Source organism: Pseudomonas sp. Leaf59 (assembly GCF_920984685.1).
Lineage (GTDB): Bacteria > Pseudomonadota > Gammaproteobacteria > Pseudomonadales > Pseudomonadaceae > Aquipseudomonas.
The window spans coordinates 100,047-122,216 of sequence record NZ_CAKLBR010000015.1 but is presented as its reverse complement, the minus strand read 5'-3'; the positions used below and the strand labels follow the sequence as shown (position 1 = coordinate 122,216).

The following is a 22,170-nucleotide window of genomic DNA, read 5'->3' as shown; positions in this document are numbered from 1 at the left end:
TGTCTCCGGCAGGATGCGTTAACCATAGGCAAAGATCTGGCATGATAAAAACAACTTTTATCACTACAGCCAAGTCGCAAAAGGAATGCCGATGAACCTGCGCACATTGCGCGCCTTTGTTGAGGTGGTGCGCCAGGGAGGGTTCTCCCAGGCGGCCGAGGTGGTGTCCCTCACCCAGTCCACCGTAAGCAAGGCGGTCAAGACCCTGGAAGAGGAATTGGGCATGCCGCTGCTCAATCGTCTCGGTCACCGAAACGAGCTTACCGCCGCCGGCGAAATGACCTACCGCCACGCGCTGGCGCTGCTCGCCGAACACGCCAACCTTGTGGCCGAAATCCACGACCTGCGCGGCCTCAAACGCGGCGTATTGCGCATCGGCTTGCCGCCGGTGGGCTGCGGCCTGCTGTTTGCGAGCATGTTTGCGATTTACCGCAGCCGCTACCCGGACATCGAGATCGAGCTGACCGAATACGGCAGCAAGAAACTGCGCGAATGCCTGCAAGCCGGTGAGGTCGACCTCGCGGCACTGCTGTTGCCCGTGGATGAAGGCTTCGACTATCAGCCCGTACGCAATGAACCCTTGATCGCCGTCTTGCCGGTCAGCCATCCTCTGGCGCTGCGCAGCCGCATCGACTTCACGGATCTGGCCGACTCACCGTTCATCCTCTTTGAAGCCGGCTTCGCGCTGAACGCCAAGATCCTCGCCGCCTGCGAGCGCAGGGGTGTGACACCCAAGGTCACCGCGCGCAGCGCACAGATCGACTTCATCGTCGATCTGGTCGCCGCCGGCCTCGGTGTCGCCTTCCTGCCGCGCATGCTCGCGCTCAAGCACCAGCACGCCGGCATTGCCCTGATCCCCCTGGACGAACCGCACACCGACTGGCACATCGCCCTGGCCTGGCGCAGCAGCGCACACCTGCCGCCGGCGGCGCGGGCCTGGCTGGATCTGGCCGAGGAGCAGCAGCTTTCTGCAGGCCATCCGCTTTAAACCTGGCAGTCAGCAGGGCAGGGTTGACTTCTTCTTTTTAATCAGTAACATACGGCGCATTCCGCGATAGCTCAGTTGGTAGAGCAAATGACTGTTAATCATTGGGTCCCTGGTTCGAGTCCAGGTCGTGGAGCCAGATAGAAAAGCCTGCAGCGATGCAGGCTTTTTTTTGCCTGGGATTTGCCGAAGGTAACAGACCAGGCCGGGCAGGCACTAAAGTGAAAAAGGGCGGTCAACAGGCCCCCACTTTCAAGATATGAAACATGCACTTACGTATTATTGCCGTCGCATTATCCGCCCTGGTTTTGCTCGCGCCTGTCGCCCACGCCCGCAACCTGTCGGCCCTCTACTCGAACGACGAAAAGCGCCTGTCCTTTGACAGCTGCGCCGACCTGTTCCCGGCCGCACCGATCAACACCGCTACCGTAACCGCCAGCCTGAAACCGCTGGCGCTGTGTTCCGACAACTTTGCCGTGCTCTACTCGCAAACCAGCAAGACGCCGCTGGTGGTGGTCGAACGCCTCAACGCCGCCTTGTTGAAAGCTGCGAAAGGCGAAGAGCGTACCAACCAGTTCTACGCCGACCCGCGCATTCCCAAAGGCGGTCGCGCGGAGCTGAGTGACTACCATGCCCAGCACCCTGCGGTGGACCGCGGCCACCAGTCGCCGGCCGCCGACGCGCCAGACGCGCATGCCATGGCGCAGTCGTTCGCGCTGTCGAACATGGTGCCGCAAGACCCCACCAACAACCGCAAGATCTGGAGCAAGGTCGAGTCCGATGTGCGCAAGTTCGCCGCGCGCGCGGGCGGCGATGTGTTTGTGTTCACCGGGCCGTTGTTCGACGCGGGCTACGGCACCATTGGCCGCAATAAGGTGTGGGTGCCGACGCGGCTGTTCAAACTGGTGTATGACGCCGCTTCCAAACGTGCCTGGGCCTATGTGCTGCCTAATTCGGAAACCCGCATTCAACGGCCGATGGATTACGACAGCTTCGTGAAAACCACCGGGCTGAAGTTGTTGGGCAATCTGCCGGTGAGCGGTTCGATAGGCCGTGGCTGATCGAGCGTCCCACTGTAGGAGCGGGTGAGCCGGCTGCTACGAAAAAACGGCATACTGACCGTCCTGCAATCAACGTCAAACGAGATCTCCATGAGCACCTCCCTTTCGCTGGCGCCCACGCGCAAGCCAGTCGCGCCGCTGCTGGCCTTTATCCTGCTGGTCGCCGGCGCGCTGTTCCTGCAAAACACGGTCGGCGCGCGCCAGGTGCTGTTGCTGGTGGTCGGCGCTGCCCTGGGCCTGACCCTCTACCACGCCGCCTTCGGTTTCACCTCGGCGTGGCGCGTGTTCATCAAGGACCGGCGCGGTGCCGGGCTGCGTGCGCAGATGGTGATGCTGGCGGTGGCGGTGCTGCTGTTTTTCCCGGCGCTGGGCGCGGGCACGCTGTTTGGCCAGCCGGTGGTGGGGCTGGTGGCGCCGGCCGGGGTGTCGGTGGTATTTGGCGCCTTTATCTTCGGCATCGGCATGCAACTGGGGGGCGGCTGTGCGTCGGGCACCTTGTTCACCGTGGGCGGCGGCAATGCGCGCATGCTGGTGACACTGTTGTTCTTTATCTGTGGTTCGCTGATCGCCACGCACCATGTGGATTGGTGGTTTGCGCTGCCGGCGTTCCCGGCGATGTCCATCGTCAGGAGTTTTGGCGTAGTACCAGCATTGGTCCTGAGCCTGGTGGTGTTTGCGGCGATTGCGTTGCTGACCGTGCGCCTGGAAAAAGCCCGGCACGGCCAGCTTGAAGAAGGCGTGACAAGCGAGCACCAGGGGCTGCGCCGCTTTCTGCGCGGGCCGTGGCCGCTGGTGTGGGGCGCGATTGGCCTGGCGCTGCTCAACTACGCCACCCTGGCCCTGGCCGGTCGGCCGTGGGGCATCACCTCAGCGTTCGCGCTGTGGGGCGCCAAGGTGGCGAGCGGGTTGGGGGTGGACGTGTCCGGCTGGGCGTTCTGGCAGATGCCCGGCAATGCCAAGGCCCTGGCCGCGCCGGTATGGGAAGACATTACCAGCGTGATGGACATCGGCATCGTTCTCGGCGCGCTGCTGGCCGCAGGCCTGGCCGGACGCTTCGCCCCCAGCCTGAAAATCCCCGCGCGTTCGCTGATAGCCGCAGTGATCGGCGGGCTGCTGCTCGGCTACGGCTCGCGCCTGGCCTACGGCTGCAACATCGGCGCGTACTTCAGCGGCATTGCCTCGGGCAGCCTGCATGGCTGGGTGTGGCTGGTGGCGGCGTTTATCGGCAACGGCGTGGGTGTGCGCCTGCGGCCGTTTTTCTTCGCAGGTGAAAGGCCGCAGGTGGCGTTGAACGGTTGCTGAATCAGCTCTGCGGGGAAAGCCCGGGTGTTTGATCCGCTTCGTTCGCCAGCCTTTCCCGCTCGGCCTTGCTGATGTATTTGTCTTTGCTTTTAGGCGCCAATTTGGCATTGGCCTTCTTCGCCTTCGCCTTGAAAAGTTGCTGCAGTTTCTTTTGACGGTTCATGGTTTCCAGTCCGGATGTGTGCAGGCGCGGATGATAGCAGTTTGAGTTGGCATGACCGCTGGCTGGTCGGGCTCAAGTGGTTTACCTGGCTTGATTGCGCGACGCGATCCAACCTGGAAACAAGCGTTAATAGAATCGATAAGCAGCCACTACACGGGCTGGACTAGGTTTTTTGACCGGTACGCACCGGCATCTAAAATCCACTAGCATTGGCAAGGAGTAGCCGATAGGCTACAACTGATACTGTGACCAATTTGATCGGCAGGACGCCAGAGTTCGATACATGGCTCGAAATCAAACGGGCAAAAGAGATTCTTGATGCCCTGAGAGGTCAGTGAGATGAGCGAGTCAAAATTCAAGCCAGAGGACATGCCGATCCTCGACCTGGACACTACCGGCACCCGCACCTATGAAGCTTCGCGCTTCCTCGACAGCCCGGAATCCATCAGTGCTTACCTGGCGCACAGCATGCAGGCCAATGACCCGCAGTTGCTGATGAAGGCGCTGGCCGAGGTCGCTAAAGCGTTGGGCGTGAGCAAGGTGGCAGAGGCAGCCGGGGTGAACCGAGAGAGTCTGTATAAAACCCTGAAGGGCGGTAGCAAAACGCGCTATGAGACTGTCCAGAAATTGATGGCGGCGCTGGGCGTCGAGCTGACGGTGCGGCCAATGGCTGCACCTGCCAGTCAAAAAACGGTACGGGCCAAACATGCCGTCGCCGGCGATTCATGATCCAAAGGACCCACAGTTGAACGAACACACATTATCCCGGCGCCTTGCGCGCGTGGCGGCGCAGGTGCCGGCGGGGGCGCGCCTGGCGGACATCGGTTCCGATCACGGTTACCTGCCGGTGGCGTTGGTGCATCGCGGGGTGATCACGGCGGCGGTGGCAGGGGAGGTGGCCGAGACGCCCTTTCGGGCGGCCGAGCGCAGTGTCCGTGAGAACGGTCTGGAGCCGCTGATCAGGGTGCGCCTGGCCAGTGGGCTGGCGGCTATCGAACCGGATGACGGGATTACCGCCATCAGCCTGTGCGGCATGGGCGGGGAGACGATTCGCGACATTCTCGACGCTGGCAAGGCGCGTCTCACCGGCCAGGAACGCCTGATCCTGCAGCCCAATGGCGGTGAGCAACCGCTGCGTCAGTGGCTGATGGACAACGGCTACCGAATCCTCCACGAGGAACTGCTGCACGAGAACCGTTTCTACTACGAAATCATCGTTGCCGAACGTACCGGGCCGGTCGCCTATACGCCCGAACAACTGTACTTCGGCCCGCTGAACCTGCAGGCGCGCAGCCCGGTATTTTTCGCCAAGTGGCAGCGTCTGTTGTGCCTGAAGCAACGCACCCTCGCAGGCTTCGAGCGAGCGTTGCAAGGGGGCCCGGAACACAGGCTGCAAGCACTTCAACGGCAGGTGCGATGGATCACCGCCTTGCTGGCGTAATACCTCGCCATGATCAGCGCATTCCCACAGGGCGCCGCACCAATCCGGTGCCCGGTTACAGTGTGCGCCACACACTGAGTGCTTTCGCCCCAATTTTGCGCACCTCTCACGGGGCGGCTCCTCGCCACACCGCCAATTCCGGGCCTGTGGCCAGCGGCCCATATCTTGCTTGTGCCAGCCCAATCAATGACATGGCATTTTGCCGTTAGTCGTTTCAAGGCTTCGCCTCGCCGTGCACGGTGTGGGTTGTTCCAGGAGTTGTCGGCAATGCACAGTCTGTTATCACCCGGTATGCGCCTGCTCGGGCGCTTCGGTTTTGCGCGCAAGTTTCAGATTCTATTCCTCCTGTTCATGCTGCCGCTGGTCGGCAGCCTGTGGATGATCGCGGCGGACTACCGCGAGAAAAGTGCGGTGATTTCCAGCGAAAAGTCCGGCGTTCAGCAACTGTTGGCCATGGACTCCCTCGACAGCCAACTCACCGCCCAGCGCAACCTGGCCGCGCGGTGGAAAGCGGTGGACCTGCTGCGCGAACCCACCCCGGCAGCCAAAGCGGCGATGGACAAGGTCGATGCCTTTAACCCCATGATCCAGCAGAGCCTGCAAGCCCTGGGCGACACGCTCGCTGCCCAGCAGGCCAGCGCCGAAACCCTGGCCCGGTTTACGGCGTTGCAAGCGACGGTCAAAGGCATGGACACGCAATCCCTGCGCACCGTCGGCTGGTGGCCGGACGGCTACGACCGCTTCACTTCGGCGCTGACCGCGATGCAAGGCCTGCGCGAGCAAATCGCCCTCGACACCGGCCTGATCCTCGACCCGTGGCTGGAAACCTACCTGTTGATGCAGATCTCCACCCAGCAGACGCCGGACCTGATCGAACGCGTTGGGCGCATGGCCAGTGTGGGGCAGTCGTCCATCGCGTCCGGGCAGTTCACCCTGCAAAGCCGCTTGCAGATGCGCGACCTGCGTAGCCGCATCGGCGACGCGCGGGACCAGTTGGTCAAGGCCGCCGCCTCGCTCAAGGCCAAGCCCTACGCCGGTCTCGAGGCGTGGAGCGCGCAGTACGATAACAGCCTGCAACTGCTCGACAGCGAACTCAAAATCCTCGACGACGGCGTGTTCGGCGGCACCATCAAGCTCGACAGCGCCGCCTTCGACCGCAGTGTCGACGCCATGCTCGGCGGCCTCGGCGCGCTGCGCAACCAGTCGCTGAACTCGCTGGACGCGCGCCTGAACTATTACCACGCCCGTTCCCTGCAGCAGTTCGTGCCGGTGGCGGCCACGTTCAGCCTGCTGGCCCTGGCGGCGCTGTACCTGTTCATGTGCCTGCAGGCCTCGATTCAACGCAGTGCCAGCGGTATCACCACGCTGGCCGAGTCGTTGCGCGACGGCAACCTGTGCGTGGAAGTGGCGGTGCAAGGCCGTGACGAACTGGCCGCCATCAGCGCCGCGCTCAACGTTGCCGTGGCGCAGTTGCGCACCAGCCTGCTCGGCGTCAACCACGAGACCCAGCAGCTCGGTTCGGCGGTGCTGACCCTCAATGCCCAGTCGGGCAGTACCCTCAACGAGGTTGAAGACCAGCAGCACCAGATCAGCCAGATCGCCGCCGCTGCCACCCAACTGGCGGCCACGTCGATGGGCGTGGCCAGAAGCTGCGAGCAGGCATCCGGCAGCGCCCAGCAGACCCGGCGCATCGCCGAAGACAGCAGCCGCGACAGCCAGCGCACCACCGCCAGCATCCAGCAACTCAACCAGCGCCTCACCGACACCGCCAACGCGCTGGAGCAGGTGAGCCAGCAGGGCCAGCAGATTCAGTCGGTGGTCGACACCATTCGCGGCATCGCCGAACAGACCAACCTGCTGGCGCTCAATGCGGCCATCGAAGCCGCGCGCGCAGGGGAGCAGGGCAGGGGCTTTGCCGTGGTAGCCGATGAAGTGCGCAGCCTGTCGCAACGCACCCAGGCCTCCACCGCGCAGATCGCCAGCACGGTGGACAGCCTGCGCGCCACGGTCAGCCAGGCCGTCAGCCTGATGGGCGCCGCCTGCGAGCAGGCCCTCACCGACGCCGAGTCGGTCACCGGCCTGGGCACGCGCCTGGGTGAAATCGCCGGCGCGGTGCAGAACGTCACTGACACCCTGGCGCAGATCGCGGCTGCAGTGGAAGAACAAGCCACCACCGCAGATGAAGTGAGCGGCAATATCCAGCAGGTGGACCAAGCGGCCGGGCGCTTGCTCGACGGTGCACGGGCGGTGAACCAGGCGGCGGATACCTTGAGCAGAGGCAGCCGCGCCTTGAGCGACAACACCGCGCGGTTCCGCCTGGGCTGAGGCTGCGGATGAACCTTCGAGGGTTACGGGGCTCACTTGTTAAGTCGCCCTGTGCCCTTGCCGAAAGGAATCCGCATGCCTTCAACCCCGCCAACATCCCCTTTGCACGGCCCCGTCGAACGTGAACTCAGCCCGCGCGCGGTCATTACCGGAGTCGTGCTCGGCATCCTGTTGACCCCCTCCAATGTCTACGCCGGCCTGAAGATCGGCTGGTCATTCAACATGTCAATCATCGCCTTGCTGGTCGGTTACGCGATCTGGCAAGGCCTGGCCAGGCGTTCCAGCACGCCACTGCCGTGGACGCTGCACGAGAGCAATATCAACCAGACCGTCGCCTCGGCGGCGGCGTCGATCATTTCCGGCGGGCTGGTGGCGCCGATCCCGGCCTACACCTTGCTCACCGGCCACCAACTGGACCCGATTCCGATGATCGCCTGGGTGTTTTCGGTGAGCTTTCTGGGCATCTGGATCGCCTGGTACCTGCGGCCTTCGTTGCTCAATGACAAGGCGCTGAAGTTTCCCGAAGGCATGGCCACCCTGGAGACCTTGCTGCACATCTACAACCACGGCCGCGAAGCCGCGACACGCTTGAAAGTGCTGTTGGGCGCGGCGTTGCTGTCCGGGTTGGTCAAGTGGGTGGATACCTTCATGTGGGCGTTCCCGCGCTGGTCGCCGAGCGTGCAGCTCGAACGCCTCACATTTACCGCCGACCCTTCGCTGTTGCTGCTCGGGTTTGGCGGCATCATCGGCTTGCGCGTGGGCCTGACCCTGTTGCTCGGTGCGCTGCTCGCCTGGGGCGGGCTGGGGCCGTGGTTGCTGGCGCAGCATCTGGTGAGCCTGCCCGAGGGCAGCCGTGGCCCGCAGTTCGCCGTGCTGGTGGAATGGCTGCTGTGGCCGGGCGTGAGCCTGATGGTGTGCTCGACCCTGGCCTCGCTGGCGATCCGCCTGTGGGCGTTGCATGCCTCGAGCAAGGCCGGCGGCGGTACGCCCTGGACCCTGCCCAGGCCCGGGCCGGCGGCGGGTTTCGTGCTGTCGATCATCCTGGTGGTGAGCCTGCAGGCGCTGCTGTTCGACATCAACCTGGGCATGGCCCTGCTGACCATCCCCCTGGCGATTTGCCTGGCGGCCGTGGCGGCGCGGGTGGTGGGCGCCACCGGCATTCCGCCGATCGGGGCGATCGGGCAATTGTCCCAGTTGAGTTTCGGCATCGTCGCGCCGGGGCAGGTGCCGATCAACCTGATGAGCGCCAACACCGCCGGTGGTTCGGCCGGGCAGTGCACCGACCTGATGAACGACTTCAAGGTGGGCAAGGCGATTGGGGCGACGCCACGCAAGCAGATGATTGCGCAGATCCTGGGGATCTTCGTCGGCAGCATCGTCGGCGTGTTTGCGTACCTGGCGCTGATCCCCGATCCGCAGGGCATGCTGCTTACCGAGGAGTGGCCGGCACCGGCCGTGGCCACCTGGAAAGCCGTGGCGCAAACCCTCACCCATGGCCTGGATTCACTGTCGCCGAGTATTCGCTGGGCGATCGGCATCGCCGGCCTGATCGGCGTGCTGCTGGGCGTGCTCGACAGCACCTTGCCGGCCCATCGCGCGCGCTACCTGCCGAGTGCCGCCGCCCTGGGCCTGGCGTTTGTGCTGCCGGCCTCGGTGTCGTTGATGATGGCGCTGGGCGCGGTGCTCACCTGGCTGGTCAGCCTGCGCTGGCCGAGTGTGACGCAGCGCTTTGCGATCACGGCAGCAGCGGGGTTGATTGCCGGTGAGAGCATCACCGGCGTCGGGGCGTCGTTGTGGCAGATGTTTCGCTAAGCCGGCAGATCCGATGTGGGCGTGAGATATTTCAGCCAATCCCATTCCTGTGGCGAGCGGGCTTGCCCTAATGCCGTTCAGTTAAGGAAAATGTGTGGGCTTATTGTGGCGAGCGGGCTTGCCCCGCGTTGGGGTGCGATGCGCCCCCAATCGAGCAAAACGCGGTGTACCTGATACGGCTCAGCGCCTGGCTTTGGGGCTGCTGCGCAGCCCAACGCAGGACAAGCCTGCTCGCCACAGGGAGTCTGCGCTTAACTGAACGGCATTAGGGCAAGTCCGCTTGCTACAACGGACCGGCTCTACGCCTCACTTGGCGAACGCATACTCGCCACCTTGCTCCACTGCCTTGCGATACGCCGGCCGCGCCTGGAAGCGCTGCACCCACGCCGCCAGGTTGGGGTAAGCCTGCAACTTGCCCTGGGCCTTGGCGATTTCGCCGATAAAACTCATCTGGATATCCGCGCCGCTCAACTCATCCCCCAGCAGGTAGGGCGAGTTTGCCAAGGCGTTATCCAGATACCCCAGGTAATTGGCCACTTCCGACTCGATACGCGGATGCAGCGGCGCGCCCGCTTCACCCAGGCGGCCCACATACAAATTAAGCATCAGCGGCAACATGGCCGAACCTTCGGCAAAGTGCAGCCATTGCACGTACTGATCGTAGCTGGCACTGCCGGCGTCCGGTTGCAGGCGGCCGGCGCCGTGGCGGCGGATGAGGTAGTCGACAATGGCGCCGGACTCGATCACCACGTTGCCACCGTCCTCGATCACCGGCGACTTGCCCAGCGCATTGATTGCCTTGAGTTCCGGCGGCGCCAGGTTGGTTTTCGGGTCGCGCTGGTAACGCTTGATCTCGTACGGCAGGCCAAGCTCTTCCAGCAGCCACAGGATGCGCTGGGAACGTGAATTGTTGAGGTGATGGACGGTGATCATGGACGGCTCCAGAGTAGGGGGGTGTGCAGGAATGGACTGTCACAGGGCCGCAGAGTGCCCCGGGATCGCCCAGGGCGTTTACAACTGTTAACTTTTTTAAGCGGCCATTCGCTTTAGGCTATGCGCGTGCCCCCAATCTGTGAAGAACCCGCCACCATGAAACTGCACGCCGTTGTCGCCACCTTCCTTGCCTTCGCCGCCTTCCAGGCGTACGCCGCCGCGCCGATCACCCATGTCGCCATCTACCGGGGCCCGGCAGGGTGCGATGACTGCTCGGAAAATGTGAAAAGAGCCCTGCTGCGTCTCAACCCCGGCTACCAGGTCGACTTCGTCGGCGCGGACGAGGACATCGACATCACCGCGCAAACCCTCGCACGTTACGACCTCTACGTGCAGCCAGGCGGCGGCCAGGACATTCCCGGCGCGCTCGACAGCCTGGGCGACGAGCGCGCCGAGGCTATCCGCAACTATGTGGCCAAGGGCGGCCGCTACCTGGGCCTGTGCATGGGCGCCTATCTGGCGGACGACAACAACCTCGGCCTGATCCCCGACGCCATCGACACCGAAGCCGGTCGTCCGGGCTTTGAAGTCAGCGGCATCGACGACGCAGCGGTGCGCGTCACCTGGGCCGGCAAGCCGGACTACGTGTTCTATCAGGACGGGCCGTACTTCCCCACATCCACCGCAGCCACGCCTTACCAGACCCTCGCGACCTACCACAATGGCGACGTCGCGGCCGCGCGCTACACCTATAAAAAGGGCGTGGTGGTACTCAGTGGCCCGCACCCGGAAGCCGGGCGCGAGTGGTTCGAGAACGCCGATATCCCGCTGGACAAAATGCCCCGTGGCGACCTGTTCGGTGCGTTGATCCGCAGCGTTCAGGAGTAACGCCGCCAGCGTCACGGGCGGCCTGCGTTTTTGTGCATGTCGACATCAGGCACGATCGTGACGTACTCAGGCCTTTTCGCCTGGCTCTGCGCCCGTATGGTGGTGCGCAATTGGGTCGCAGAGCACAACAAAAACAATGATTAACCTCAACTCCAAGGATTCCAGCGGTCAGTTGGCGCAGGGCTTCAAGCCACGCCATGTGACCATGCTGTCGATTGCCGGCATCATCGGCGCCGGGCTGTTTGTCGGTTCCGGGCATGCCATCGCGGCCGCCGGGCCCGCGGTGTTGCTGGCGTACCTGGCCTCCGGGTTGCTGGTGGTGCTGGTGATGCGCATGCTCGGCGAAATGGCGGTGGCGCGGCCTGACACGGGCTCGTTCTCCACCTATGCCGACCAGGCTATAGGCCCCTGGGCCGGGTTCACCATCGGCTGGTTGTACTGGTGGTTCTGGGTGCTGGTGATCCCGATTGAAGCGCTGGCCGCCGGGCATGTGCTCAACCAGTGGTTCCCGCAGGTGGACGCCTGGCTGTTCGCGCTGCTGTCGATCATCCTGCTGGTGATCACCAACCTGTTCAGTGTGGCCAAGTACGGCGAGTTCGAATTCTGGTTCGCCATGGCCAAGGTGATCGCCATCGTCGGCTTTATCGGCCTGGGCTTCAGCGTGCTGATGGGCTGGATTCCGCACCGCGAAGCCAGCGGCCTGAGCCGCCTGATGCAGGAACACGGCGGTTTTGCGCCCAATGGCCTGTCGGCGGTGGTGGGTGCGTTTATCACCATCATGTTCAGCTTTATCGGTACGGAAGCGGTGACCATCGCCGCCGCCGAATCGAGCAATCCGGCGCAGAACATCGCCAAGGCCACGCGCTCGGTGATCTGGCGCATTGGCGTGTTCTATCTGCTGTCGATCTCCATCGTGATCTCGGTGGTGCCGTGGAACGATCCGCTGCTGGCCTCCGTGGGCTCTTATCAGCGTGCGCTGGAGTTGATGAATATCCCCAACGCCAAATTCATGGTCGACCTGGTGGTGCTGATCGCCGTGGCCAGTTGCATGAACTCCTCGATTTACATCTCTTCTCGCATGCTGTTCTCCCTGGGCAAACGCGGCGATGCGCCACGTGCGCTCAAAGCCACCTCGGCGGCGGGCGTGCCCCGGGCAGCGGTGATCGCGAGCACCATCATCGGCGCGGGCATCACGCTGCTGAGCTATTTCATGCCGGCCGGGCTGTTCCAGTTTCTGCTGGCAAGCTCCGGCGCCATCGCGCTGCTGGTGTACCTGGTGATCGCGGTTTCGCAATTGCGCATGCGCCGTTTGCTGCTGCGGCAGAACGTTGAGCTGACCTTTCGCATGTGGCTGTTTCCCTGGCTTACCTACCTGGTGATTGTGTTCATCTGCCTGGCGCTGGGGGTGATGATGGTGACGCCGGACCACCGCCTGGAAGTGTCGTCGACCATTGGCCTGGCGCTGGTGATTTCGTTTATCGGCCTGATCACCGCGCGCCAGCACGGGTCGGCGGTCACGCCGGTGGCGCTGGAGCAGTCCTGATCAGCCGCTGGGGAGTGACTGCCATGGCACCTGATGCGCCGGCCTGCCAGACCATCGGCTTTTTGCTGCTGGACCAGTTCACCCTGATTTCCCTGTCCTGCGCGGTCGAGCCGTTGCGCATGGCCAATCAACTGGCCGGCGAGGAGCTGTACCGCTGGCAGACCCTGAGCCTCAACGGCCAGCCGGTGTGGGCCAGCGATGGCGTGGCGGTCACGCCGGATGCGTCCACCCGCGACCCGCTCAGCCTCGACGCGGTGGTGGTGTGCGGCGGCATCGGCATTCAACAGGCCGTGACCGCCGAGCATATCGCCTGGCTGCGCAACCAGGCGCGTCTGCATTGCCGGCGATTGGGCGCGGTGTGCACCGGCAGTTGGGCGCTGGCCCTGGCGGGGCTGCTCGACGGCTTCCAGTGCAGCGTGCATTGGGAGCTGATGGCCTCGATGCAGGAAGCCTTTGCCCGCGTCACGGTGAGCACCAGCGTGTTCAGCCTTGATGGCAACCGTTTCACCAGCTCCGGCGGCACCGCGCCGCTGGACATGATGCTGCACCTGATCAGTCGCGATCATGGCCATGAACTCTCGGCGGCGATCTCGCAGATGTTCGTGTACGAGCGCATTCGTAATGAACGCGACCAGCAGCGCGTGCCCCTCAAACACCTGCTCGGTACGCAGCAGCCGAAGCTGCAGGAGGTGGTCGCGCTGATGGAAGCCAACCTGGAAGAACCCATCGAACTGGACGACCTGGCGGCCTACGTGCAGGTCTCGCGGCGCCAATTGGAGCGCATGTTTCAGCGTTATCTGTTTTGCACGCCGTCGCGATACTACCTCAAACTGCGCCTGACCCGCGCGCGGCAACTGCTGATGCAGACATCCCTGTCGATTGTCGAACTGGGGGTGATCTGCGGCTTCGTGTCGACGCCGCATTTTTCCAAGTGCTACCGCGATTTTTTCGGCGTTGCCCCCAGCGACGAACGCGCCGACATGCGCCTGCACCCGCCACTCGCCTCACCGCCGCCGCTGCATGCTCCCGCGCCGGCAACCCCCAGAAGCACCCTGGAACAGGCACGCGACGAACCGACCTTCGCCAGCGTGCGCATTCAACGGCGCTGATGATCACCACGCTGGAATCTGCGTGGCTAGCGAGCTGGTTGTGGCGAGCGGGCCTGCCCTGATGCCGTTCAGTTAAGCGCAGATTCCCTGTGGCGAGCAGGCTCGTCCTGCGTTGGGCTGCGCAGCAGCCCCAAAACCAGGCGCTGAGCCGTATCAGATACGCCGCGTTTTGCTTGATTGGGGGCGCTGCGCACCCCAACGCGGGGCAAGCCCTAATGCCGTTCAGTTAAGCGCAGATTCCCTGTGGCGAGCAGGCTTGTCCTGCGTTGGGCTGCGCAGCAGCCCCAAAACCAGACGCTGAGCCGTATCAGGTACACCGCGTTTTGCTTGATTGGGGGCGCTGCGCACCCCAACGCGGGGCAAGCCCGCTCGCCACAAGACCGACCCCAATCAAATGTGGGAGCTGTCGAGCCCCAGGGAGGCTGCGATGGGATCGCTGCGGTGAACCTGCCGGACCGAGTCGCCTGCATCGCAGCCTCGCTGAAGCTTGACCGCTCCCACCCGAGATCGGCTGCGTCCATGGGTTTATGGCAGGCGCATGCCCATCTCGAAAGCCCGCGTTTCAAAGCCGAACTCTGTGTATAGGCGGGCGGCGCGGGCGTTGAATGGCCACACCGTCAATCGCAGGTCCTGAGCATTCTGTTCGATAGCCCACTGTTTGACGCGCTGCATCAGGCTACGCCCAATCCCTCGGCCCCAGAACGACTCGGCCACACATACCGAACCGATCCGCACCACATTCATCGGTTGCATCAGCGGCCCGGCGCTTGCCGATACGCTCGCGGTGATGAACGCCACGGGTTTGTCACCGGCTTCGGCAATGAACACCACATGCCCCGGTTTTTCGAAAAGGCCCGACCAGTGCGGTAAATCGCGGGAAAAGTGCTGGGTGGGCGGTGCATAAATATCCGGCCGCGCGGTGTGGTGCACGTCGTTAAGCAACTGGCCCAGCTCGCACATGCTCATCGCGTCATCCACGCTTGCGCGTCGGCAAGTAATGGCTTCGTCCATGATGGGTAATACCTCGTTCAGTCTGAAGCAATCACCGTACACGCGTCCTGCTCTGCACCGCCAGATCCAGCGCTTTCTGCATGTCCAGCCGCGCCGAGTGCCCTACATCCTTGTCGGTGCGTTGGTAGTTGCGCTCCGACGGCAGGATGGGGGCGGTCAGGTCCTGGGCGTCGCTGCGTTCAAAGTCGTTTTTCTCGCCGATGGCCATTGAGCTGCGGCGCAGCAGCATGCGCAGTTGCTCGGGTTGCAGTTGCGGGTTGATCGACAGCATGGCCGCCAGCAGCCCTGCAACCATCGGCGTGGCATAGGAGGTGCCGCAGTGCACCGCGCCCTCCTGGCCAACATCGCGGGTGGAGGCGTGGGTGCAGGCGGCGGCGGTGATGTCTACGCGCATGTCCACATTCGAGGAGCTGCGCGTCACCGCATACGCCGGGTCTTCAACCGCCAGCCCGCTGCGCTCGCCACGCTGATGCCCGCCCACCACCAGCAATTGCTCGGTGATAAACGAGGAGGGCAGGCGATAGTCATCCGTGCCTGAGAACGCCGAGCCATTGCCGGCGGAGTTCACCACGATCACATCGGGATGCTCCTTGCGCAGCCAGAGGAAAAACTCCTCGAGCAATTCTTCATAGCCGCTCATGGCGATGCCCGAGCGCAGCAGGGAATCGACGTCGTCCCCGTTGACGTCCTTGGCGCCGACGCGATGGATGCCCCAGCTCCAGTTGAGCACGCGCACGCCGTCCTCCACCAGGTTGACCGATGCGGCGATATTGGCCGTGATGCCTGCATCGGAGTCACGGTCGACGATCACCTCGAAGCCGCCGCTGGCCTTGTCCAGCCCGCGCAGGAAACCACTGTTGCCGCCGTCATCCCAGCGCGCCGCGAGGATGCCCGCGACCGTGGTGCCATGGCCGTCCGGCGTGTTCGTATCGCGCGCATACACGCACGTGCGCCTGGCCGCGCAGGCGCCGAGATAATCGGCAAAGTCGGCGGTGTCGAAATCCACCCCGCGCTCGATCACCCCCACCCGCACCGGTTGCGGCAGGATCGGCGAATGCCGGCCCGGCAGGCGGCTCTGGTAATAAGTCACGGCATCGAGAAAGCGATTGGCCGCCCACTCGTCGGAGTCCGCCGAGGGTTTGTCGGGCTTCTCACGCGGCGCAGCGGCCTCGGTCTCTTCGGCGGCCGACTCCTCGACCACCACCGCATCGACGCTGGTCTCGCTGCCCAGACGCAACACCAGCGCGTCGCGCTGCACCAGGTCCCTGGCGGGCAGGCGCAGTTGAAACAGGTTCAGCGGCGCGATGCTGCCGACCACCGTCGCCCCATACTTACGGGCCAGCCGCTCGGCTTCCTGGCGGCCATCATGGTCTTCCTCGATCAGCACACTGACCAGGTCGACGTAGGTGGTCAGGCCGTCCATGTTCTTTGCCACTTCGCTGGGCTTTGCCGCCACCACATGGCTGTTGCGCAGGCTCAGCCAGGCAGCGTTGCTGACGCGGGCGCCGTCCTCAAGCCACAAGGGTCCGCTTTGGTAGTGGCTGCCGTCCAGATGCACACGAAGGGTGTTGCCGTCACGCTGCACCGCGCTCGCCGGCAGGGCGGTGGCGCCCAGTTTGAGTGTCGGCGTGGCGTCACCCAGGCCGCGTGCGGTCAGGCACCAGGCTTGCTGACGGTTTTCCAGCAGGTCGCCGCAACGCTGCAGGTTCTGCAGGCGCAACGGCTCCTGGGCGGCGGCCGTGCTGGCCGCCATTGAGAGGAGGGACGCGAGGGCTGCGGTTTTCAGAGGCATGAGCCAGGTTCTTTGCCGGAAAGGATATTTCTCCGACTGCAACGGGGCGGGCTTCGTTCAGCGTGCGCCGAGCTCAGCCCCGCAGCCTGTGGGTTACAACTGGAACTTGCTCACTTCATGCTGAAGGCTGGTGGCCAGGTTCTTCAGGCCGCCGCTGGTTTTGAGCAACTCCTGCACCGACACGTTGTTCATTTCTGCCATCTGCGCCGAGCGCTCAACGTTGCGCGCAACGTCCTGGCTGGCCATGGTCTGCTCACGCAAGGCGAAGGAGATCTGATCGACCACCTGCAGCACTTTCTCCGAGCTTTCGCGAATTTCGACGATGGCCGCACCGGCGGTACCCGCCGTTTCCACGCCCTGGCTCACTTCGAGCACACCGCCGCGCATGCTTTCGACGGTTTCGCGCACGCCGGCCTGGATTTTCTCGATCATGATCGCGATTTCCTTGGTCGACTTGCCGGTGTTCTGCGCCAGCAGGCGCACCTCATCGGCCACCACGGCAAACCCGCGCCCTTGCTCGCCGGCCCGGGCCGCTTCGATGGCGGCGTTGAGCGCCAGCAGGTTGGTCTGGTCGGCAATGCCCTGAATCACGCTGATGATCGAGGAAATCTGTTCGGAGTGCTGGCCCAACCCTGCCACCTGAGTGGAGGAGTGCTGCACGGTTTTGGCAATGCCGTTCATGCTCGCCAGCGTATTTTCGATGACCCGCGCGCCGTCCTTGGATTGCTCGCCCGAACGGCTGGCAAGCTGGTGCGCCTCGTCGGCGTTTTCCGAGACGTGATGGATGCTCACGGTCAGTTCTTCAATGGTGGCGGCCATCATCGAGGCCGAGGTCGACTGCTCCTGAATCGCACCGGACAGTTGCTCCGACGCGCCGGAAATCTGCTGCACCGACACCACCAACTGGTTGGCCGCTTCGCTGATCTGTTGAATCATTTCCCGCAGGCGTTTCTGCATGCGGTCGAAGGCTTTGGGCAACTCGTCATGGCTGCTGGTGTCGATCACCGTATCCAGCTTGCCGTTGGCAATTGCGGTAGCGGCATCAATCGCCAGTTGCAGGCGCCGAGTGGTGCTGCGGCCCAGGGAGGTGGCGAGGATCAACGACAACGCAGCCGACAAGATGCCGCCCACGATCAGGATCATCAGCGCCATGTGCTTGGCATCGATCATTTCCTGGCTTCTTTGCGCCAGCAGGGCGGTTTCGGTGGCGGTGATTTCAGCCAGGGTCGCACGCATGCTGTCCATCTTGGCCTTGTCTGCGCCGGCGGTGATGCGCGCGTCCAGTTCGTCATCGGGCAGTTTGCTTGCGGTGAGGCTTCTGCGCAGGGCGATGATCGGGTCGATGTCTTCGGCAAGCCAGCGCTTTTGCGTGTCGCCCAGACTGGCCAGGCGTTGCTGCTGCGCCGGGTTATCCGCCGTCAGGCGTTTGAGCAACTCCAGCTTCTCTAAAAAGCGTTTTTCACCGGCTACCAACGGTTCCAGAAAGTTGTCCTTGGACGCGATGACGAAACCGCGCATACCGGTTTCGATGTTGATCAACTGTTCCAGCGCCAATTGTGCGGCGCTTAATACTTCATAAGTGTGCACGTTACTATTTGTAGCATCTTCTACAGTTTCGAAGCCTCTATACGCGCTCCCCACCAATAAACCGATCAGTACAACGACTGCCGTAAAACTTGCATAAAGTTTTTGCGAAATGCTTAGTTTGCTGAACATGATGTTCGGTCCTGAAACGAGCCTATCCATGGCATATATAGTGGGATTGTTGTGTTTTTCGGGCAGGGATTAAGCGCTCCGTAATTAACTATCGGCCGTGCTGTTGTTAACTTTAGAGGCGGCCTGCAAAGGGGGGGATAGTTCGCTACTTTTTTGCTTTTTTTACGTCTTGTTCATTGATTCAACAAGCGCCTCTCGCCGCAGCGGGAGAGGCGCCTGAAATGGGCGATTTACCGAGCAATCATCCCGGCCGCCTGTTCGGTGGCTTCAGTGGTGCGCGTTGCCAGCTTGCGCACCTCGTCGGCCACCACTGCGAAACCACGCCCGGCCTCGCCGGCACGCGCCGCCTCAATCGCGGCATTCAGTGCCAGCAGGTTGGTCTGGCTGGCGATGCTCTGGATCGTCCCGACAATCTGCGACAACTGCGCAATGTTGGTTTCCAGCGTGCGCTGGTGCTCGCCCTCCGCCGCGCGCAACGCTTGCTGTTCATGCTGCAAGTGCACATCCACCAGCGCGCCCACCACCCGCAGTGGCGCACCCTGCGGATCGCGGCGCGTCTGGCCGCGCGCGCGGAACCAGCGGTATTCGCCAGTTTTCATCTTCAACCGGTATTCGATATCAAACGGCGTTTGCCCGGACTTGTCATTCAAGTGCGCGCCAAACGCATTCAGGCTGCGCTCCTTGTCATCCGGGTGCAGCCGGGAGGCCCAGCTGTCCAGCACATCGGGAAACTCCTGCACCGTTTCAAAACCCAGCAGGCGTCGAAACTGAGGCGACCACCAGAAGGGATTCTTCGGGTTCACCGGGTCGCCGGCAATCACTTCCATGTCCCACAAACCGTCGGAAAGCATCTCCCGGGCCAGCTCGAAGCGGGTGATGATCACGTCGTGTTCCTGATCGCGCTGCAGCTGATCATGAATATCGCGCAACGCACCGGCCACGCGGACCGGCGTGCCGCGCTCATCGCGCAGCGTTTCACCCTGGGCGTGAAACCAGCGGTAGGAGCCGTCCTTCATCGCCAACCGATTGTTCACGTTGTACGGCGTGTTTCCCGACTTGTCGTTCAGATGCCGCGCAAAGGCGTCGAGCGTCGCCTGCTTGTCCTGCGGATGCAGGCGATCGGCCCAACTGGCCAACACGTTTGGAAAATCACGCTCGTCAGAGAAGCCGAGCAGGCTGCGAAATTGCGGTGACCACCAGAAACGGTTCTTCGGATTAATCGGGTCGCCCGCCACCACCTCCATGTCCCAGAGGCCCTCGCTGGAGGCGCGGTTGACCAGGTCGAAGCGGATTTCGGAGGCCTGGGCGGAGGCGGCCGACTCGCGCAGCAATTCACGGGCAGATTCGAGTTCGTCTTCGAGCTGGGTGATGCGCGATTGCGCTTCACGGCTGGATGATTCAAGCACGGCCAGCGCATCAAGCACCGCTGGGGCGGTTGTGCGGCGATCGATATGAGGCTGCTGGCCGCTTTTGATCGCCGCTGTCAGTTGGTGCAGGGCGCGACGGTCACGGTGTAGAAAGGCAAAGATGGACATAGCGTAAAGGCTCAATAAGTGATGCGGGCCTCATCCATGGCACCTTGCCATCTATGTCGACAGGTTATTGAGAAACTGTACATTTATTTTGGTTTTGCATCGGTGTTTGACGCGTTGACTTGCTATTGGCGGGCACAGCCCCATAACTACCTGCATATCCATTCAGCGTGAGGGCAAACCATGACCAACCACACCGAAACCGCCATCCTCGCCGGCGGCTGCTTCTGGGGCATGCAGGACCTGCTGCGACGCTACCCCGGCGTGCTGCAAACACGCGTCGGTTACACCGGCGGCGACGTGCCCAATGCCACCTATCGCAACCATGGCGACCATGCGGAAGCGATCGAGATCGTGTTTGATCCGGCGGTGATCACGTATCGGCAGATTCTGGAATTCTTCTTCCAGATCCACGACCCCAGCACGCCCAACCGCCAGGGCAACGACCTGGGGCCAAGCTACCGTTCGGCGATTTACTACCTGAGCGAAGCCCAGCGTGAGGTGGCCGAAGACACCGTGGCTGATGTTGATGCATCGAAGCTATGGCCGGGGCCGGTGGTGACCCAGATTGAACCGGCGAGGGAATTTTGGGAGGCCGAGCCGGAGCATCAGGATTATCTGGAGCGGATTCCTGACGGGTACACGTGTCACTTTGTGCGGGCGGGCTGGAAGTTGCCGAAGCGCGCCTGACCCGATACCGATCAGCATTGTGGTGAGCGGGCTTGCCCTAATGCCGTTCAGTTAAGAGAACGCAATGCTCAAAGCGACGAGATCAACTGTGGGAGGCTCCGCCAAGTCTTCGACTTAGCGCTGTCGCGCAGCAAACTGGGGCTTCTGTGGCGAGCGGGCTTGCCCCGCGTTGGGGCGCGAAGCGCCCCCAATCAAAGAAAACGCGGTGTACCTGACACTACGCAGAACATGATTTTGGGGCTGCTGCGCAGCCCAACGCGGGGCAAGCCCGCTCGCCACAGGAATGTGGCTGCCTGAAACTTCAGGTTTAAAATCAATAAGTTATTTTGTGTTTGAGAAGAGCTGCGGTGCGACGATTCGACTTGCTCGCTCCAACAGGGGATCTGCGCTTAACTGAACGGCATAACCGCCATGTGCAATCGCAGGAGTTGGCGCACACCGAGCTGAAAGTGCTGAGCCGACAAGCCTTTAACCATTAACTTCCAGAGTGAAAGCTACGTTTCTGCCGGCTATTCCTATAGCTGCCAGCAAACCTTTCGTTTCACCCCACAGGTGGGGCAGGATTATGAGTTGATTCTCTTGGCAACGAAAAATGCAAGCGTGCACGATAAGTACTGGCGCAATACAATCACCGCCTGGACTTGCCCTCATAAGGAAATGAACCTTGCAACCCTTGATCCACTGCGCCGCATTACTGCGTGCCGAGCTGCACCGCCCTCCGGCGTTCAACCTGTTCACCCTGCTGCGCAGCAGCTCCGATGAAGTGCGCCTGCACTCTCGTTACCTGGCCTTTTTGCTCAATCCTCAAGGCGCCCACGGAGCCGGCACCAAGCTGCTGCAATTGTTGTTGGCCGCGTTGAACATCGAAGGTTTCGACTGCACCGAGGTGACGGTCGAGGTCGAGTACCGCAATGTCGACATCCTGATCCGCAACAGCAAGCGTCAGGCAGTCATCATCGAAAACAAGCTCTACGCCGCAGACCAAGACGCGCAGCTTCACCGCTACCTGCAAACCCTTCAAGGCGAAGGCTGCCGGACCTACCCTCCGCTCTACCTCACCCTGGATGGCCGCGACGCCGACCGGCGCAGCTGCCTGGGCATTGACTATCAGCGAATCAGCTACGCCAATGACATCCTGCCGTGGCTGGAGCAATGCCAGCAATGGGTTATCCGCGAAGCCGGCGTGCGCGAAAGCCTGCTGCAATACATCGACCTCGTCGCAACACTGACCTTCCAGAACCAGGGACACGCCTACATGGACGCGCTCAAACAGACACTGCGCCAAAACAACAACTTGCTGGTGGTACGCGACCTGCAAAAAGCGTTCGTCGAAACCCTGAAAGACCTGCAACTGGAATTCTGGCAAGCACTTGCCCAATGCATCAAAGAAAAATACCCCGAGTTGCCCAAACCCTCTGACGCGCCGACGGCGGAGGTGGTCGACCGCTACTACAGTGCCACTCGGGATAATCGCTGGTACGGTCTTTATTACGACTTGGGATTTGTGCCGGGCTCGGTGTATATCGAACTCGATCACCGGTTTTATTGCGGCTATTACTGCGATGCGCTATCCCACCCGACTGCGCATGCCTGGCTGACGACGTTGACGCAGAAAGTGGTGAATAACGGCGTCGGCAGCGGTGGTTTGCTTTGGCGGTATACCACTGAGCTTAATATGAAGAATCCGAGTGATGAGGATTTGATGGTATTGAATGAGCCGATGAAAAGGGCGCAGGCGGTGGAGCGGATGGCGGATGATGTGTATGGGTTGTGGGGGGAGGCGCGGGCGTTGTATGCAGTGGAGGGTTAAGCTGAATAATGTTTTCAACGGCGGCCAGAAGCGGACGTTTAGAACCGGGTAAATAAA

At 62.5% G+C, this 22,170-nt stretch carries 17 protein-coding genes, 1 tRNA gene and 2 pseudogenes; 13 read left to right on the top strand and 7 right to left on the bottom strand.

Going from position 1 to position 22,170, the window contains the following annotated elements:
• Nucleotides 1–91: 91 nt before the first annotated feature.
• The 4 genes from LUB09_RS16825 (at nucleotide 92) to LUB09_RS16810 (ending at nucleotide 3,348) form a co-directional block, all read left to right on the top strand.
• The gene (locus LUB09_RS16825; RefSeq protein WP_209983280.1) at nucleotides 92–988 is read left to right on the top strand and encodes a LysR family transcriptional regulator; all 897 of its coding nucleotides are present in this window, start codon (nucleotides 92–94) and stop codon (nucleotides 986–988) included.
• 60 nt (nucleotides 989–1,048) lie between these two features.
• Nucleotides 1,049–1,124, top strand: a tRNA-Asn gene (locus LUB09_RS16820).
• Between the two features lie 127 nt (nucleotides 1,125–1,251).
• Nucleotides 1,252–2,046: a DNA/RNA non-specific endonuclease gene (locus LUB09_RS16815; RefSeq protein ID WP_231423099.1), complete on the top strand. Its 795-nt coding sequence runs from the start codon at nucleotides 1,252–1,254 to the stop codon at nucleotides 2,044–2,046.
• 90 nt (nucleotides 2,047–2,136) lie between these two features.
• Nucleotides 2,137–3,348 (top strand): YeeE/YedE family protein, encoded by a 1,212-nt coding sequence (locus LUB09_RS16810; protein ID WP_231423098.1) that lies wholly within the window; start codon nucleotides 2,137–2,139, stop codon nucleotides 3,346–3,348.
• Nucleotide 3,349: 1 nt separating this feature from the next.
• Here the strand turns inward: LUB09_RS16810 and LUB09_RS16805 are convergent, their stop codons facing one another.
• Complete coding sequence (locus LUB09_RS16805; protein ID WP_209983274.1) at nucleotides 3,350–3,511, bottom strand: DUF2986 domain-containing protein; 162 nt, start codon at nucleotides 3,509–3,511, stop codon at nucleotides 3,350–3,352.
• A 339-nt stretch (nucleotides 3,512–3,850) separates the two neighbouring features.
• Here LUB09_RS16805 and LUB09_RS16800 point away from each other — a divergent pair, with 339 nt between their 5' ends.
• The 4 genes from LUB09_RS16800 (at nucleotide 3,851) to LUB09_RS16785 (ending at nucleotide 9,089) form a co-directional block, all read left to right on the top strand.
• Nucleotides 3,851–4,240, top strand: coding sequence for an addiction module antidote protein (locus tag LUB09_RS16800; protein ID WP_209983270.1), 390 nt, complete (start codon nucleotides 3,851–3,853; stop codon nucleotides 4,238–4,240).
• A 16-nt stretch (nucleotides 4,241–4,256) separates the two neighbouring features.
• Nucleotides 4,257–4,952, top strand: coding sequence for a tRNA (adenine(22)-N(1))-methyltransferase (locus LUB09_RS16795; RefSeq protein ID WP_231423097.1), 696 nt, complete (start codon nucleotides 4,257–4,259; stop codon nucleotides 4,950–4,952).
• Between the two features lie 267 nt (nucleotides 4,953–5,219).
• Nucleotides 5,220–7,277 carry a methyl-accepting chemotaxis protein gene (locus LUB09_RS16790; protein ID WP_231423096.1) on the top strand — a complete coding sequence of 686 codons (2,058 nt, stop codon included), beginning with the start codon at nucleotides 5,220–5,222 and terminating at the stop codon, nucleotides 7,275–7,277.
• A gap of 75 nt (nucleotides 7,278–7,352) precedes the next feature.
• On the top strand, nucleotides 7,353–9,089 hold the full coding sequence (locus tag LUB09_RS16785) for an OPT family oligopeptide transporter (protein WP_231423095.1): 1,737 nt from the start codon (nucleotides 7,353–7,355) through the stop codon (nucleotides 9,087–9,089).
• A 306-nt stretch (nucleotides 9,090–9,395) separates the two neighbouring features.
• On the opposite strand, the gene LUB09_RS16780 is transcribed toward LUB09_RS16785, so the two are convergent.
• Nucleotides 9,396–10,022, bottom strand: a complete 627-nt coding sequence (locus LUB09_RS16780) for a glutathione S-transferase family protein (RefSeq protein ID WP_209983262.1) — start codon at nucleotides 10,020–10,022, stop codon at nucleotides 9,396–9,398.
• A 156-nt stretch (nucleotides 10,023–10,178) separates the two neighbouring features.
• Between LUB09_RS16780 and LUB09_RS16775 the strand changes: the two genes are divergently transcribed.
• From LUB09_RS16775 to LUB09_RS16765, 3 genes are all read left to right on the top strand, one after another.
• Complete coding sequence (locus LUB09_RS16775) at nucleotides 10,179–10,910, top strand: BPL-N domain-containing protein (protein WP_209983260.1); 732 nt, start codon at nucleotides 10,179–10,181, stop codon at nucleotides 10,908–10,910.
• A gap of 136 nt (nucleotides 10,911–11,046) precedes the next feature.
• On the top strand, nucleotides 11,047–12,453 hold the full coding sequence (locus LUB09_RS16770; RefSeq protein WP_231423094.1) for an amino acid permease: 1,407 nt from the start codon (nucleotides 11,047–11,049) through the stop codon (nucleotides 12,451–12,453).
• Between the two features lie 23 nt (nucleotides 12,454–12,476).
• Complete coding sequence (locus LUB09_RS16765) at nucleotides 12,477–13,562, top strand: GlxA family transcriptional regulator (protein WP_231423093.1); 1,086 nt, start codon at nucleotides 12,477–12,479, stop codon at nucleotides 13,560–13,562.
• A 525-nt stretch (nucleotides 13,563–14,087) separates the two neighbouring features.
• Here LUB09_RS16765 and LUB09_RS16760 read toward each other — a convergent pair.
• From LUB09_RS16760 to LUB09_RS24090, 5 genes and pseudogenes are all read right to left on the bottom strand, one after another.
• Nucleotides 14,088–14,573 (bottom strand): GNAT family N-acetyltransferase, encoded by a 486-nt coding sequence (locus tag LUB09_RS16760; RefSeq protein WP_231423091.1) that lies wholly within the window; start codon nucleotides 14,571–14,573, stop codon nucleotides 14,088–14,090.
• A 31-nt stretch (nucleotides 14,574–14,604) separates the two neighbouring features.
• The gene (locus LUB09_RS16755; RefSeq protein WP_231423089.1) at nucleotides 14,605–16,365 is read right to left on the bottom strand and encodes a S8/S53 family peptidase; all 1,761 of its coding nucleotides are present in this window, start codon (nucleotides 16,363–16,365) and stop codon (nucleotides 14,605–14,607) included.
• Between the two features lie 93 nt (nucleotides 16,366–16,458).
• The gene (locus LUB09_RS16750; RefSeq protein WP_231423088.1) at nucleotides 16,459–18,081 is read right to left on the bottom strand and encodes a methyl-accepting chemotaxis protein; all 1,623 of its coding nucleotides are present in this window, start codon (nucleotides 18,079–18,081) and stop codon (nucleotides 16,459–16,461) included.
• Between the two features lie 239 nt (nucleotides 18,082–18,320).
• Nucleotides 18,321–18,527, bottom strand: a pseudogene (locus LUB09_RS24095) (methyl-accepting chemotaxis protein); the annotation flags it as partial.
• A 78-nt stretch (nucleotides 18,528–18,605) separates the two neighbouring features.
• Nucleotides 18,606–19,325, bottom strand: a pseudogene (locus tag LUB09_RS24090) (PAS domain-containing protein); the annotation flags it as partial.
• Between the two features lie 471 nt (nucleotides 19,326–19,796).
• Between LUB09_RS24090 and msrA the strand changes: the two are divergent.
• Both msrA and LUB09_RS16730 read left to right on the top strand, forming a co-directional pair.
• Nucleotides 19,797–20,303, top strand: coding sequence for a peptide-methionine (S)-S-oxide reductase MsrA (msrA, locus tag LUB09_RS16735; protein WP_209983249.1), 507 nt, complete (start codon nucleotides 19,797–19,799; stop codon nucleotides 20,301–20,303).
• A gap of 664 nt (nucleotides 20,304–20,967) precedes the next feature.
• Entirely contained in the window at nucleotides 20,968–22,113 is a 1,146-nt protein-coding gene (locus tag LUB09_RS16730; protein ID WP_231423087.1) for a PDDEXK-like family protein, read from the top strand.
• Nucleotides 22,114–22,170: the final 57 nt, after the last annotated feature.